The sequence below is a fragment of the Actinomyces sp. S6-Spd3 genome (assembly GCF_000758755.1).
GTDB lineage: Bacteria > Actinomycetota > Actinomycetes > Actinomycetales > Actinomycetaceae > Pauljensenia.
The window spans coordinates 59,569-74,724 of record NZ_JRMV01000272.1 but is presented as its reverse complement, the minus strand read 5'-3'; the positions used below and the strand labels follow the sequence as shown (position 1 = coordinate 74,724).

Below are 15,156 nucleotides of genomic sequence, written 5' to 3'. Positions count from 1 at the left end.
TCACGCAATACGTCGTTCACACTCAGTGCCCCACCTTGGGAAACCAAGGTGGGGCACTGAGCTTCACGCACAACGGCTTTTAACACTCGACAACGTTCACAGCCAAACCGCCAGCCGAGGTCTCCTTATATTTCGAGAGCATGTCATTTCCCGTCTGACGCATCGTCTCGATTGCGACATCCAAAGACACGGTGTGCCGGCCATCGCCCCACAGAGCCATTCGAGCCGCATTAATCGCCTTCACAGCAGCAATCGCATTGCGCTCAATACACGGGATCTGAACCAAGCCGCCAACCGGATCACAGGTCAGCCCCAAGGAATGCTCCATGGCGATCTCAGCAGCATTCTCCACCTGCTCGGGAGTGCCACCCAAAGCCTGCGCAAGCCCCGCAGCGGCCATCGCCGAGGCCGAACCGACCTCACCCTGGCAGCCGACCTCCGCGCCAGCAATCGACGCATTGGTCTTAATGAGAGCGCCAATCGCAGTCGCCGCGAGCAAGAACTCGTGAATGCACTCTTGTCGAGCGCGCGCGCACTCCGATTCTCCGCCCAGAGGAAGCTTCGAGATCCCGGCCATCTGCTCGGGAGAGCAATTCGGGAACTCGGCACCGGCCTCGGGGCAGAAAGAAACAAGGTAACCAAGAACAGCGGGGATCACGCCAGCAGCACCATTCGTCGGCGCAGTGACAATGCGGTGACCCGCCGCGTTCTCCTCGTTCACCGCAAGAGCGTAGAGGTTAACCCAGTCCATGGCACGCAAAGGATCCTGCATAGCGCCGGCCCAGCCATGGCGCTTTTCCAAGCAAAATGCCTTCTCTGCGCGGGCACGCAACTGCGCTGCCAGGGCATTTGCGCGCCTGGGCACATCCAAACCACCCGGCAAAATACCCGTTGAGGCGATACCCGCATCGATCGCGCCGAACATCGTCTGCGCAATGTGATCGAGGTATTCGGTGAGTGCAGCAGCGGGACGCGCGGAAAGCTCATTGGCGCGCACGAGCTCGGCGACCGAGAGCCCAGAGCGCGTGCACTGTTCCAAAAGCTCGGCGCCCGTCGAGAAGGGGAGGGGAGCCGGAGTACACATTCCCGTCGTTTCCTGCGCTGAAGCAAGCGAAGCGATCTCGGGATGCTCGCTATCGTCATTCGTTTGCGCCATGACGAAGCCGCCGCCCACCGAATAGTAGGTGCGCTGCAACAACAATTCACCCGGATGCTCGACTACTTCGGAAGACGTCGCCCAACCCTGGCCATCAGGGGCGATGCTGTCTTGGCCTCGAGAAACGCCCGCCGTCGACGAAGCCTCACCGTAAGCACTGATCGTCAAAGCATTGACGTGGTAGGGCAGGACCCTCCGCGGAAGAAAACGAATATCCGCCTCGATATCAAAGGGAATCTCACGCCCACCCGCAAAAGGAAGCATCCCGCTCGAGGCGATCGAAGGGATGACGCTCTCGACCGTATCGATAGAAACAGTCTCCGGGTCATAGCCCGCCAAACCCAGCAGAACTGCACGATCGGTGTTGTGGCCTCGTCCGGTGGCACCAAGAGAACCAAAAAGCTCGACGCACACGTGGGAGAGCCGCGAATACTCTGGAAGCGCACACAGCTCCGTCGAAAAAGCCAAGCCCGCACGCATGGGACCCACCGTGTGCGAAGAAGAAGGACCAATACCGACCGAGAACATGTCGAAAACTGAAAGCGGGCGAGCAGCTGAACTTGCGGGGACCTCGCCGGCGACGATTGCGGCGGGAGTAGGCGTATCTGCGCTGTATTCGTCCTGTGTGGTGACGTCAATCGGCGGCTGAAGATCCATGGGTTCTATTGTGCCCGAAAAAGCCCCGTGAAGTGGAAAAGAGGGGCACCCGGTACACGGGAGAAAACTCTCTTGCGCCATGCGAGACTGCCCCGCGCACTTTGGGCGAATCTCTATAAACTTGATGTCATGACTGAACGCATGAATGTCGAATCCTTTAACCTCGACCACCGCAGTGTCCTTGCCCCCTACGTTCGCGTTGCCGACCGCAAGACTCTCCCCGGTGGTGACGTCCTCATCAAGTACGATGTCCGCTTCACGCAGCCGAACAAGGCTCACCTGGAGATGCCTGCCGTTCACTCCATCGAACACCTGAGCGCAGAGCTTATGCGTAACCACACCACCAAGCTCATCGACTTCGGCCCCATGGGCTGCCAGACTGGCTTCTACGCGCTGCTCCTGGGCGTGGAAACCGAAGAATTCCTTCCCATCTTGCAGGCAACCTTCGAAGATATCCTCAACGCAACCGAAGTTCCCGCCGCGAACGAGGTCCAGTGCGGCTGGGGCGCGAACCACTCCCTGTCCGCCGCGCAGGACGCCGTCCGCGAATTCCTCGCGCACCGCGACGAGTGGCTTGTCGTCACTCAGGACGATGCGGCCTCGTGCTGAGGCGTGTGCCGCTTTCTTCAACCGACAACTGACGATCTTTCCCAGAGAGGCCACTCATGTCCTTGACCCTGACCCCTTCGCGCGTTCTTCCCACGGTTGACGCCTTCATTCAGTGTGCGATGGTCATGGAAGCACAGCCCTTCCTTGACGCCCTTGCGCCCCTCCCCGGTGCCGATGCGGTCGAGACCCTCAACGTCGGCGCGGAAGGTCACCACCAGCAGAGCTATGCCCTTGGCCAGTTTGCGGGCCACACCGTCCTCGTCATCACCTCCGGCGTGGGCATCGCCAACGCCGCGGCAGCCGTCGCACGAGGCCTGACCATGGCCACCCCGAAGATCGTCATCGCGGGCGGCACCGCGGGTGGACTTGAAGGTGGAATCAAGGTTGGTGACGTCGCAGGCGCCATCTCCACGATCTACAACGACGCCGATGCCACCGTTTTTGGCTACGAACTTGGCCAGATCCCGCGCATGCCAGTGGACTACCACTCCTCGCAGCATGCGATCGACGCTCTTGCCAAGCTCGGCGAGGCGCAGCCCCACACCGTGCGCACGGGCCGCATCGTCACCGGCGATTCCTTTGCCTCCGAAAAGGTTGTTGCCCGAATTCGCGCTGGCTTCCCCGACGCGCTCGCGGTCGACATGGAAACCTGCGGAATGGCACAGGTGTGCTGGTCCAATGGCATCGACTGGATCTGCCTACGCGCGATCTCGGACCTGACCGGGGAAGGCGCCGATGAGGACTTCCACATGAACGGTGAAACCGCCGCATACCACTCTTTCGAGGCCGTGCGCGCATACCTCCCGCTCTTTTGCGCCTGAGAGGTGATGCCATGTCCTTTTCAGTCCTGATGGTCTGCACCGGCAACATTTGTCGCTCCGTGATGGCCGAGCAAATCCTTCGCGAGGCGGCCGCCAATAGTGGGGTCGACATTTGTGTTGATTCCGCGGGCATCAGCGATGAAGAACACGGGCATGGCATTGATTCGCGTGCTGCACGTGCACTGCGCGAGGGCGGGTATCGCGTGCCCTCGCATCGTGCTCGCCAGGTTCAGGCGGGGGAACTCCAGCGCTGGGATCTGATCCTTGCGATGACCTCCTCCCACCTTCGCGCCCTTGAACGGCTTGCGGGTGGCCCCGATCCGAAGATCCGCATGTTCCGTGATTTCGAGGAGGTTGCAGGCAAGCCCGCTCGCGGGGGCAGTCGTGATGTGCCCGACCCCTGGTACGGTGATTATTCCGATTTCGAGGCCACGCGCGCGACCATCGAAAAGTGCACTCCCGCGATCCTTGAGTATGCAGCAGGGAGCTTGAATCGGTGACGAAACGATTCACGCGCACGCGCGCGCTTCTCACGCTGTGCGTGGCGGCGGCCTCGGCAATGGGGATCGGGGGCTGTGGGCAAGCAGAACCCGAGATCACCCAGACGCCTACGTCGGAAGCGCCCCGCGGAATCGCGCTCGACTACACGGGGTTTGACCCGGAAAACTTTATTTCAGACCAAGTGCTGGATGATTCGACGACGATGACGGACGCGCAGATTGCGGCCTTCATCGAAGAAAAAGGCGAAGGCTGCCGGGCGGGGCGTGCGAATGATCAAGATATCCCTTGCTTGAAGGATTTCTCGGTCGTCACTGAGAGCTATGCGGGCGATGACTACTGTCCATGGGGATACCAGGGCGGTGAGGAAGAAAGCGCCGCGCAGATCATCGGGCAAGCCGCGCGTTCATGTGGAGTGAACCCGCAGGTTCTTCTGGTGACCCTCCAAAAAGAACAGGGCTTGATTTACGCCTCGGGCGGGGATTTTCAGTGGTTTAGCTACCCCAGCGCGATGGGGTACGCCTGTCCGGATAACAGTACCTGCGATCCCGATTACGCGGGTTTTCAACGGCAGGTCTACTATGCAGCGCGGCAATTTGCGATCTACCGGATAAAGCCTGAGCGTTATCGATTCCAGGCGGGGCAGCGGGTTGAGGCTCGCTATGCGCCCGCACAAGAGTGCACCACGACGCAGATTACTCCTGCTAACCGAGCAACTGCGAGCATGTATAACTACACGCCTTATGTGCCGAACAGGGGTGCGTTGAAAGGGCGTGGGGATGACTGCTCTGTCTATGGGAACGCAAATGTTTACGCATACATGCGAGCGTGGTTTCCACAATAATGTTGCAACTCAAGCAATGATGGGTGGCGCGGGTATACACTGACTATGCTGAGCACGCCCGTGTTCGTGCGACAACGTTGTTGCAGAGGGGCTCGTCATGGAACCGTATGATATACACAAAAGAACAGCGGATCCGCCGCAGGTCAAAACAAAGCCTCCGGGCTATGAACTATTTGATGAATGCGCGGTTGGAATCGCACTCTTACCGGGACGAATCCATGCTGTTGTCATGGATCGTTCGGGGCGTGTGCGCGAAGAACGTTCCCGCGTCATCACCAGTGACTCCGACAAAGTCGTCACCACCATCAATAAGCTAGGTGAAGAACTTGTCCAAAGCGCTGAACCATATGGGGCGATCAGGGGAATTGGCCTGAGTATCGACGGGAGAGTGACCCGTCAGCGCACCTGTGTTCTGGAAGCTTTGGGCTGGGATCATTTCCCACTCCTCCAATACATCACCGTTGATGCGCGGCTTCCTCTATCGATCATTACAAACCTTGAAGGCTTGGCAACCTACGAAATCGCCTATGGGGTTGGGCGGAGGATGGATGATTTCCTTGTCGCTCAAATTGCAGAAAAGGTTGCGTTCGTTGAGGTCGAGGGCGGAAAACTCATTACAGATCCCACCGGGAAATACGAACGAGTCCTCCACCTTCCTATCGCGGGGAGTAATGGTGTGTGCTCGCTGGGACACATGGGGTGCGCCAGCGGCGCGCTGATCCCCTCGGCTGTTCTTGCTCGTGCTCGAGGCGCACGCCTCGATGAAGGGAAAGACGACAGGCCGCGCGACATAGAAGAACTCATCACCATGGCCCGCACCGGAGACTTCGTCTGCCGGCGAGTTGTCATGGAATTCGCCCGCAACCTTGCGGTTTTCTTGCAAGGACTCAGCTACATTACGCAAAAGGAGCGCATTGTCCTTGACGGAAGCGGGGTGCGAATCCTCGCCTCGGACTGGGCGGTGCTCTTCGAAGATGAACTCTTCTCTTTTTCTTCAAATGGAGTTGTCGCTCCGACTGTCGTCCACCGCTCAAACGCAGACAGTCGTTGGGCGTGCGGCGCGGCAGCGCATCTGTTTGCAACCGTTGGGGGTCCCAGGAACCTGCGGGTGATCAACCGGAATGGGGATATTCAAGGCACTGAGGTCGTACACCACCAGCGCGAGCACTACGCCTCTCTAGTTGCCTTGTAACGAGGCGTTGAGGGCCGGCAAAATAATCACGGGACTGCGAGTAGCGCGCAGTCCCGTCATTGTGTGTCGTAGAGCCTAAGCGTGGAGCCTCAGCTCAAACGACTACTGTGCCTGAACGACAGGCAGAACAGACCAGGGGAAGTTAATCCACAAATCGGTGTAGTGCCACACGAAATCCGGATCGATGATTGACACCGGCTTCTTGTAGATCACCGCGGAGCGTGCTTCGACCTTTGCGTGCGCCTGACCATCCAAGCTCAAACCGCGCTTTTCAATAAGCTCCATGACCTTCTTGAGGGTCTTACCCGAATCAGCAACGTCATCGACAACAAGGACCTTCTTGCCATCCATCGCGGAGACATCCATCAGCGGGGGAAGAACCTGCGGCTCATCCAAGGTTTCGCCCAGACCCGTGTAGAACTCCAGGTTCATGGTGCCGATTGCCTTCACACCCAGTGCATAGGAAAGCGCGCCGGCCGGAATCAGGCCGCCGCGCGCGATTGCAACAATAAGGTCGGGCATCCACCCGGAATTGACGATCTGCTGGGCAAGTTCGCGCGAAGCATCGCCAAACTGTTGCCAGCTCAGGTTTTCGCGGTTCTCACCGGTATTGGTAGTTGCGCCGTCGTCGAAGGGGGTGGAAGCAGTCATGCGATGAGTCCTTTGAATGGGATCAAAAAGATCGGGTGAATGGACATATGTTAACGCGTGCGCTTCTTGAGCGCACGTAGCTGGCGAGCGTACTGCCCACCCGGCTCACGCGCCTGGCCGTTAAAGGACCACTGGAAAATCCGCGAGGGATCGAAAGTGCGCGAACATGCGCCACAGGAAGTGACCCTGCGGGGCATAGAATACAAATCCCGAACAGCCCCACACACGGGACACACTCCCCTCCACGCGGGCCGAGGTGCAGGCAAGCCTCCTGAAAGACGCGCGCGATCGGGGGAACCTAACTCGCGGGCTTTCGCCTGCCACACCTCGTCGTGATTGTGACTGGATCCCACAAGGGCATGGGCGATCTCGTGGAGAATGACTCCGCGAACTGTTGGCGCGTCATACAGGGCGGTCAGTGGCCCAGACAGGGTGATTTCCTTGCGGGAATGGACGCACGAACCTGCTCGCCTGCGCGCACGATCAAAACGAAAAGACCACTCACTCAAGCCGTGCTGGTTCATCAGCTCGCGCGCCATCTGTTGCGCGTCTTCACGTTCCACGCCTCCCCCTAGATGGCCTCGTGAAGGCGATCGATCGCGGCGAGCATGCGCTGCGGGGAAATCTTGCGTGCGGTTCCAAGTTCTTGAGCGAAGAGGGACACGCGCAATTCCTCGCGCATCCATAGGAGTTCTTCGAATGCGGCCTCGTGGCGCCCATCGAAGGGACGCGTATCCATGAGCTCGCGCAACTCCTCAACTTCCTCGTCAATCTGGGACAAGGCCGCGCGCGATTTCTCGTCGCGAGAAACATCTGCGGGCGAGCGCAGAGCCTTGCGCAGCCGCACGGATTGCGCCTGAATGTAGCGAGGAAGGTTCAGCAGTCGCTCCAGCGGCGTTGCGGCAATGAAACCGTCAAAAACCAGTGAGGACGCGATCGCTTGAACGTCACTGCGCAGGCTCGCATACGCGGGGCCGCTGGCCTCGGCAAGGTGGTCTTGCAGCTGTGCCCAGGATTCCATCGCGCGGACAACTACTTCGATGATCGAGTAGACCTGGTCCTCGTGGCGGTCACGAATACGCGTGGAAAGATCCTCGAAGGCCGAGGCGTCGCGGATCGCCCACAGCCCGCGCTCGCCCGCAAGGGTGTCGCTCAGAGCGCGCACGCTTGCCAATTGCGCATCGGCAATGAGCGCCTCGGTGCTCGGGTAGGGCGTTGAGGTGAGCATGAGGGCCTCACGACCCGTCCAGCGCGTTGATACGCGCTTTGTTGACAGGCGAATTGTGCGCAGGACAAGGTTCGCAATACCGAGGCGGTGTTCGCTTCGCGCCTGAGAGGCATTCGCCATCACCCGTACTCCGGCGAGCGGATTATCGCGATCCCCCTGGGGGACAAGCGCCGGGAATGCGCGGATGAGCAAGCCCTGCGCGCGCGATTCAACTGATTGTGGAAGCGGCGCGCTGGGGAAGGCCTCAAGATTGTCCGCGAAGAGTTCATGTTCGCCGCTTTCCATTGCCGAGGCCGCGCCCGCGGGCGCTTTCGATCCTGCGTTGGGTGCAGGCAAATGAGCGGTGGTGACGGTGTCTGCTTCGGTGGACACCTCGCCCGCCTGCGGCTCCCCTTGAGTCTGAGCTGTTTTCGCAGAGCGTTTCTGGGCCTCGCTCAGGGCTTGGCGAACAGCGGTGCGCAAGGCACGATCGGTTGCTCCAGCAAGGGTGCGCTTGAGGTAGCCAAGGTCCTTACCACTTCCCAACTCGTGGCCGTCGTGATCGTGAACGACGAAAGTCATCCGCAAGTGATCGGGAAGAGAATCCTCCATCGCGCGCAGATCCGAGTCGCTGAGGTCAACTCCGCGCAATTCTCGCAGCGCACGCGTGAATAGTTCGTTGAACGAGGCCGATTCGGCAGTACGTGCGCTGCCGTGCTCGGAAGACGTGGCCTCGGCTTTGGCAGTGTCGCTTGGAACTGCCGATTCAGGAGAGTGCTTTGCAGGAGTTTGCGCAGTCCCCGCACTCTTGCGCGTGCTTCGCGCTTGACCGGTTCGCTCGCCCCACGCAGCTAAACGACCCAAAGCCGCGCTCAAAGACGCGGGGTCTTCCTCTTGAGCCTGCTGTTGTGTGGCCTGCGCTTTCTTCGGCGCAGGGGCACTGAGGTCAACGCGGCCACGGCGCACGTCCTCGATCCACGCCGCCACGGTCTTTGCGACCTCGGGAGCCGGAGCAAGCAAGCGACGCTTTGCTTTGGGGAGCGCGCGGATTGCCTCGGTGATGAGCTCTTCACGCATCCCGGGCACCAACCAATCGGTCCCCTCATCGCTCACGCGCCCCAAGGCCTCGATCGGGATCGACATGGAGACACCATCACGCGGGGAACCCGGGTGGAACTCGTAGGACAGGGGAAGACGCAGCTCGCCCTGCGCCCAGTGATCGGGGAAACCCGCGCCGCTTTGGCCGAGGCCTCGGGGAAGAAGAAGCTCGGGCGGGTAGTCCAAAAGCTTTGGATCCGTGCGTTTCTTGTCCTTCCACCAACGGTTGAAGTGCCCGGTGGAAATGATCGACGCCGGAAGAATGTCATCAAAAAAGCTTTCAAGCGCCATTTCATCCGCGACGAGGCCGTGGGTGCGACTCCTGCGCTCCGTTTCGCGTGCGCGCTCGATCGCCTCGTCGTTGCGTCGCTGGAAGGCGTGGCGCTCACGCCACTGACCCTGAACAAGCGCGTGGCGGATGAACATCTCGCGGGCAAGCTCGGCCGCAGTGACAGGGGTGCTGAGGGCCGCTGCGAAGGGTGAGTCGCTGGGCATTGCGCCACGAATTGAACCCAGGGGAGTGGCCCCCAGGCGTCCAAGAAGAACCGGACGGTCTGCGATCAAGGTCAAGCCGTAGAGCATGACTTTTTCTTGGACGTAGGCTGCGCCTCGCGAGGAATTCCAGGTCGGCTCGGAATAGACGTGAGTGAGGAAATCCTTGGCAAGGGGCTCGACCCATTCGGGGCGAATCCGTGCCACCGTTCGCGCGAAAAGTCGCGAGGTTTCGACGAGTTCGGCTGTCATCACCCAATCGGGGTGACCGGTGATTCCAGAACCCGGCCAGATCGTGAAGTGGGTTCCGCGGCTCCCCGTGTAATCGCGAGTCACCGGGTCCCAGGCTCCGAGGCTGGATAAAAGCCCGACAAGAATCGAGCGGTGAATGTCATCCGTATCAACCGCGCTTGTCGATCGTGTATAGGCCACAGCGGCACGCGCGGCTGCGTCGGCGATTCCCGCACGCGAGGCCTCGTCAACAACATCCCCGGCCGAAGGAATGCCGAGGGGCTCGGTATGGATGCCGATAGTGCGGGCCATATCGCGCAATTGGTGGGCAATGTCGCGCCACTCGCGGAAACGCAGGTAGTGAATGAATTCGGCGCGGCACATGCGTCTAAAGGCTGTGCCTGACAAGTCGCGCTGTTGGATGTGGAGGTAGCGCCAGAGGTTGAGGTAAGTGAGGAAGTCCGAGTGTGGATCGGTGAAACGCGCGTGTGCGGTGTCGGCGGACTCCTGGTGGTCCAAGGGCCGTTCGCGGACGTCTTGAATCGATAGAGCCGCGACAATGATGAGAATTTCCGAGGCGCAGCCCGCATCCTTGCCGGCAAGCAACATGCGTCCAAGACGCGGGTCGATAGGAAGACGAGCAAGATCGCGGCCGATAGGCGTGAGCTCAAAACCGCTTTGCGAACTCGAAGAATTCTCCAAGGCGCGAAGTGCCCCAATTTCGACGAGCAGATTGATGCCGTCGCGAATAGCACGCGAATCAGGAGCATCGACGAAGGGGAAAGAAGCCACATCGCCCAAGCCCAAGGCGCTCATCTGCAAAATGACCGATGCAAGCGAAGTGCGCAGGATTTCTGGCTCAGTGAAAGGCGGCCTCGACGCGTAGTTTTCCGCGGAATATAGGCGAATTGCGATGCCATCTGCCACGCGCCCACAGCGTCCCGAACGTTGGTTTGCGCTTGCTTGCGAGACTTCTTCAATGGGGAGGCGCTGCACCTTCGTCTTATTGGAATAGCGCGAAATACGCGCCAAACCCGGATCAATGACATAGCGGATTCCCGGAACCGTCAGCGAGGTTTCGGCAACGTTCGTCGCCAAGACGACGCGGCGGTGAGAGTGCGCCTCGAAAATTCGGTGCTGCTCTGCGGAACTGAGGCGTGCGAAGAGGGGAAGAATCTCGATATCCGCCGGATTCTTCGACCGCGAGATATCGCGCGGTGCACGGTTGCCGAGGTGGTCGTGAAGGGCCTGCTCAACATCGCGGATATCGCGCTCGCCGGGGAGGAAAACCAAGATATCTCCGGGGCCCTCGCTGCATAGTTCATCAACCGCGTGGCAGATCGCCGTCTCGAGGTCGATCTCTACTCCCGCGCCGTAGCCCTCCACAGCGAGAGGATCATCCGCGTCCTCTAAAACCAGTTGTTCGACGCCGCTGCCGGCCAGCATTTCTTCCCCAGTTGCCGAGGCCGTGGGGGAGAGGAGCGCGTTCGTGTCCTTCCCGGAAGTCGAGGAGTACGAGGTCGGTGCATCAGCGGCAAGCGGGCGATAGCGAATCTCAACAGGGAAGGTGCGTCCCGAAACCTCGATGACCGGGGCTGCCTGGAGCAGCGTACCCTCTCCGATCGGGCCATCCCAGGTGCCAAAGTGCTGGGCAAAACGATCCGAATCGATTGTTGCCGAGGTGATGATGACCTTGAGATCAGGGCGCATAGGGAGCAGTCGCGCAAGGTAACCCAAGATAAAGTCAATGTTGAGGCTGCGTTCATGGGCCTCGTCAATGATCAAAGTATCATAGCGGCGCAGCATCGGATCCGACTGGATTTCCGCCAAAAGAATGCCGTCCGTCATCAGTTTGACGAGGGTCGTGGGGCCGACCTCGTCGGTGAAACGCACCTGATAGCCAACGACCTCGCCGGCCTGTTTACCGACCTTTTGCCCCAGTTCCGAGGCGATTCTTTCCGCGACAGAGCGCGCGGCGATACGTCGAGGCTGGGTGTGGCCGATCATCCCGGCGATTCCGCGGCCCAATTCTAAGCAAATCTTGGGGATCTGCGTCGTCTTCCCCGAACCGGTCTCACCCGAAATGATGACGACCTGATGCTCGCGGATTGCCTGGGCGATTTCCTCGCGTCTAGCACTGACGGGAAGATCCGGGAAAGAAATGACCGGAAGCGCAGCGGCCCGAGCGGCAAGCTGTTCGGGCGTGAAAGGACGAAAAGGCGCGGGCGCATGGGCTGGGCGGCCCCTGCGTGAGTGTGAGCGCCGACGTCTGGGCTGCTGGGAAGAGGACACCCCTTCAGAGTATCGAAGAACGCCTAGGCCAGCTGGGTGTGTGCGTTACTGGCGAAATTCTCCGCTGGGCTCAGCCCACAGCTGTGCCCACTCCAGTGCGGCCTCGCGCAGGATTTCGGGATGCTCGCCCGCACCAAAGGAGGTTTCGTGGATCAACTCCACGCGCGAGCCATCGGGAAGGCGAGGGAAGGCATCGCGAGTGAGGTCCACGAGGTCCAACTCGATATCGTCAGCATCGTGGAGGATCAGGACGGGGGCTCCCGAAGGATCGATGATGCCCGGGTCAACCATCGACAGGTCGGCAAGTGTTTGCTTGGAAATGACGAAAGACTCACGGGGGCCCTCAGAGTCGTCGGGGATCCATGTGCGGCCCGTGTGCTCCAATTCGTCCAGCTGATTGCTGGAGAAAATCGCGCTCCAATCGTAGGAAAGGGGGCCCAGGACAGGTGCCGATAAGAAGAGCGCGGTCGCGTGGCTCAGACGCGCCGCAAGTGCGGTCACCGAGCCGAAAGAGTGGCCGTGAATGAGCTGGTTAGTGAAGCCCTGATCCGCAAGCCAGCCCGATGCTGCCTGGAGGTCTTCGATCTGGGACTCGCGAGAAATCACCTCATCATCAGAAAGGCCGTGCCCCGAATAATCGAATTGCAAAGTCGCGTAGCCCGCCTTGCGGTAGGCGCGCGCGAGATCGTCAAAATGGCCGCCGGAATGACGGTCTGCAAGGAAAGAGTGAGAAAACAGGACAACGGCGTCCCGAGAATCTACAGGCTGAACGAAAGTTCCCGACAGTGTGATCCCACGGGGAGTGTTCATACGTACTTCGCTCATGACTCCACCGTATCGGTTTCTTCTCGGATGCGAAATACCTCATCTCACAACGTGCGAAAAGGTAAACAAGTAGCGAATAGCTTTCGCCACCCACTAGGCTGGTTTCTATTCCAGACTCACATCGCACGACGGTGCGTTTAAGCGCCCGCGTTGAAAGAAAGGCGTCTCGTGGGAACGAAAATGGGAATCGCCGTCGGTTTCGGTATCGGCTACGTCCTAGGAACTCGAGCAGGCCGCGAACAATACGAAAGAATCTGCCATTTCGCCGCGAAAGTGCGCCGTTTCCCCGTGGTCGCACGTCCGCTAGACGCAGCCGGTGAAAAGGTCTCTTCCCTCGTGCGCACCCAGGGAGAGAAGGTCACCGATAAGGTCGCCGATGCCGTCAAGGAACGTCTCTTCCGGATGCCGGCCCAGGCCTCGGAAGACGACGAAGACCTACCGACCTACGCAGACTGAGCGAAAACACGCCCTCGAACAATGACTGAATCCCTCAACACAGCAGCCGAACCCACGCGCGCACAAATTCGCCGCTGGAGGCGCTATCTCGCCGAAGAACGCATGGAAGCACGCACCTATCGCGCGCTCGCGGAGCAGCGAACCGGCGAGGAACGCCAAGTGCTTTTGGGCCTCGCAGAGGCAGAAGGTCGCCACGAAGAATACTGGCTCTCTTTGCTGGGTGAACACGCGCTACCAGCGCCTCACCCGCCGCTGCGTACCCGCATCTCGGCAATGCTCGCCTACATGTTTGGAACGATTTTCGTCCTAGCCATGGCCCAGCGCACCGAACAGCGATCCTCGTATGATGACGATGATGATGCTCCCGCGCAAATGGCGGCCGATGAACGAATTCACGGTGAAGTTGTGCGCTCGCTGGCTGAACGTTCGCGCCAAACTCTGGCGGGAACCTTCCGTGCGGCAGTTTTCGGCGTGAACGACGGTCTGGTTTCCAACCTTGCGTTGATTTTGGGCGTTGTCGGCGCGGGTATGAGTACGTCGAACATTTTGACGACCGGTATTGCGGGCCTTCTTGCAGGCGCGCTGTCGATGGCTGCCGGCGAGTGGGTGAGCGTACGCTCGCAGCGTGAACTCCTTGACGCCTCCATTCCCGATCCCGAGGCCGACCGTTCCCTTCCCTCCCTCGACGTTGACGCGAACGAGCTGGCCCTGCTTTTCCGCGCGCGTGGTGAGGATGCGGAGCACGCTGATGCGCATGCCGCTGAGGTTTTCCGTCAGCTTGCCGAGGCCGAGGGGCGCGTGGGCGAAGACGCCGAGGACACGTACGCTATGCGTCGCCCGATCTTCGCCTCGCAAAATGAGCAGAACGCGGGGGCAAGCGAAGAAGTCGGAACCCCCATTCGGGCCGCGGCCTCGTCGTTTATTTGTTTCGCGACCGGTGCTCTCTTGCCGCTCATCCCTTACATTCTTGGCCTGAACGGAATGGTCGCAGCGGGGGTTGCGGTTGGACTTGTCGGCTTTGCGCTCATGTTCACCGGTGGAATCGTCGGTGTCCTTTCGGGACGGCCGCCCGCTCCTCGAGCACTGCGCCAACTTCTCATCGGTTTTGGCGCGGCTGGTGCGACTTTCGCCCTTGGATTGCTTTTTGAGACGAGCGTGGCCTGAGGGGCTTGACTTGGGGTGAGCGGAACTGAGCATGTCCGGGACACTGAGTTCGGCCTCGGCACTCAATCTTGGGTTCTGAGATCGTCCCCGTCGCTCCTTGGAATCTGTTGAGAAGTGGATGACAATAGGGACCGTGCTCGATACCCTCAATCAGACCCTGCCGGATCTCTTCCGCGTCATCGACCTCCTTGGCGTGCTGCTCAATGGGATTCTTGGCGGACGCATTGCGCGTATCAAGCGCTTTGATGCCGTGGGCTTCATGGTTCTTGCAATCATGTGCGCGCTCGCGGGAGGCATGCTCCGTGACATTATGCTCGATCAGGGGCCGCCCGTTGCCCTGACCGATCCCTTCTACTTGGGAACCGCGCTTGTCGGTGCGCTTGTTGCTATGCTCTGGCGCCTGGACTCGCGTTTTTGGCGGATCGCCCTGGTCCTTGCTGATGGCACGGTCTTGGGGTGCTGGGCTGCTACGGGTGCGCTGAAGACGATCAATGCTGGGCTCGGTGTCGGGCCGGCAATTTTGCTGGGAATCATGACTGCTGTGGGAGGCGGAATGATCCGCGATATCTCAGCTGGAATGGTTCCGCAGGTCTTCGGCGGGAACAATCTCTATGCAACACCGGCTTTCGTCTCTGCCGCGATCATGGCTGCTTTCGGGCAGTCGGGTCTGGAACAGATCGGCATGTTGATTGCGACAATCGTGGGATCAAGTTTCACGGTTCTTGCACATTGGAGAAAATGGCAGCTTCCGTCGCATAATGACTGGACACTGACAATGACGGCAACGCAGCTTCGTGCATTGTTACGCTTGCGTTCCGTCGATCATGAAGATGCACAGAAAATTATTGAGGAACGTTCGGATCAATGAGCAATGAGGCACGTACATCGATAACAAATACACAGGCAGCAGCCACAACTGCACAGGGCCAAGCGCCGGTTCTTGGCGGAAACAAGTCCGGCTCG

At 59.9% G+C, this 15,156-nt stretch carries 13 protein-coding genes; 8 read left to right on the top strand and 5 right to left on the bottom strand.

Annotated features, from left to right (window positions below):
- Positions 1 to 79 precede the first annotated feature (79 nt).
- Positions 80 to 1,813 carry an L-serine ammonia-lyase, iron-sulfur-dependent, subunit alpha gene (locus HMPREF1627_RS02410; RefSeq protein ID WP_034500847.1) on the bottom strand — a complete coding sequence of 578 codons (1,734 nt, stop codon included), beginning with the start codon at positions 1,811 to 1,813 and terminating at the stop codon, positions 80 to 82.
- Between the two features lie 129 nt (positions 1,814 to 1,942).
- On the opposite strand from HMPREF1627_RS02410, the gene HMPREF1627_RS02405 reads away from it, so the two are divergent.
- From HMPREF1627_RS02405 to HMPREF1627_RS02385, 5 genes are all read left to right on the top strand, one after another.
- Positions 1,943 to 2,422: an S-ribosylhomocysteine lyase gene (locus tag HMPREF1627_RS02405; protein ID WP_034500846.1), complete on the top strand. Its 480-nt coding sequence runs from the start codon at positions 1,943 to 1,945 to the stop codon at positions 2,420 to 2,422.
- 56 nt (positions 2,423 to 2,478) lie between these two features.
- Complete coding sequence (gene mtnN, locus HMPREF1627_RS02400; RefSeq protein WP_034500844.1) at positions 2,479 to 3,243, top strand: 5'-methylthioadenosine/S-adenosylhomocysteine nucleosidase; 765 nt, start codon at positions 2,479 to 2,481, stop codon at positions 3,241 to 3,243.
- A gap of 11 nt (positions 3,244 to 3,254) precedes the next feature.
- Positions 3,255 to 3,743: a low molecular weight protein-tyrosine-phosphatase gene (locus tag HMPREF1627_RS02395; protein WP_034500842.1), complete on the top strand. Its 489-nt coding sequence runs from the start codon at positions 3,255 to 3,257 to the stop codon at positions 3,741 to 3,743.
- Positions 3,740 to 4,585 carry a hypothetical protein gene (locus HMPREF1627_RS02390; RefSeq protein WP_034500841.1) on the top strand — a complete coding sequence of 282 codons (846 nt, stop codon included), beginning with the start codon at positions 3,740 to 3,742 and terminating at the stop codon, positions 4,583 to 4,585. Before HMPREF1627_RS02395 ends, HMPREF1627_RS02390 begins: the two co-directional genes overlap by 4 nt.
- 97 nt (positions 4,586 to 4,682) lie before the next feature.
- Positions 4,683 to 5,777 carry an ROK family protein gene (locus tag HMPREF1627_RS02385; protein ID WP_081940742.1) on the top strand — a complete coding sequence of 365 codons (1,095 nt, stop codon included), beginning with the start codon at positions 4,683 to 4,685 and terminating at the stop codon, positions 5,775 to 5,777.
- A gap of 102 nt (positions 5,778 to 5,879) precedes the next feature.
- Here the strand turns inward: HMPREF1627_RS02385 and HMPREF1627_RS02380 are convergent, their stop codons facing one another.
- The 4 genes from HMPREF1627_RS02380 to HMPREF1627_RS02365 are packed head-to-tail and all read right to left on the bottom strand — an operon-like array spanning position 5,880 to position 12,573.
- Complete coding sequence (locus tag HMPREF1627_RS02380) at positions 5,880 to 6,428, bottom strand: phosphoribosyltransferase (protein ID WP_034500839.1); 549 nt, start codon at positions 6,426 to 6,428, stop codon at positions 5,880 to 5,882.
- A gap of 50 nt (positions 6,429 to 6,478) precedes the next feature.
- Complete coding sequence (locus HMPREF1627_RS02375) at positions 6,479 to 6,991, bottom strand: SprT-like domain-containing protein (protein WP_034500837.1); 513 nt, start codon at positions 6,989 to 6,991, stop codon at positions 6,479 to 6,481.
- 8 nt (positions 6,992 to 6,999) lie between these two features.
- Positions 7,000 to 11,748, bottom strand: a complete 4,749-nt coding sequence (locus HMPREF1627_RS02370; RefSeq protein ID WP_034500835.1) for a DUF3418 domain-containing protein — start codon at positions 11,746 to 11,748, stop codon at positions 7,000 to 7,002.
- A gap of 45 nt (positions 11,749 to 11,793) precedes the next feature.
- Positions 11,794 to 12,573, bottom strand: coding sequence for an alpha/beta hydrolase (locus tag HMPREF1627_RS02365; protein ID WP_034500834.1), 780 nt, complete (start codon positions 12,571 to 12,573; stop codon positions 11,794 to 11,796).
- Between the two features lie 168 nt (positions 12,574 to 12,741).
- Here HMPREF1627_RS02365 and HMPREF1627_RS02360 point away from each other — a divergent pair, with 168 nt between their 5' ends.
- From HMPREF1627_RS02360 to HMPREF1627_RS02350, 3 genes are all read left to right on the top strand, one after another.
- A complete protein-coding gene (locus tag HMPREF1627_RS02360) occupies positions 12,742 to 13,029 on the top strand; it encodes a hypothetical protein (protein WP_034500833.1) in 288 nt (95 codons plus the stop codon).
- 21 nt (positions 13,030 to 13,050) lie between these two features.
- The gene (locus HMPREF1627_RS02355; RefSeq protein ID WP_034500830.1) at positions 13,051 to 14,193 is read left to right on the top strand and encodes a VIT1/CCC1 transporter family protein; all 1,143 of its coding nucleotides are present in this window, start codon (positions 13,051 to 13,053) and stop codon (positions 14,191 to 14,193) included.
- A 118-nt stretch (positions 14,194 to 14,311) separates the two neighbouring features.
- The gene (locus HMPREF1627_RS02350) at positions 14,312 to 15,061 is read left to right on the top strand and encodes a trimeric intracellular cation channel family protein (protein WP_052040796.1); all 750 of its coding nucleotides are present in this window, start codon (positions 14,312 to 14,314) and stop codon (positions 15,059 to 15,061) included.
- The last annotated feature ends 95 nt before the right edge of the window (positions 15,062 to 15,156 follow it).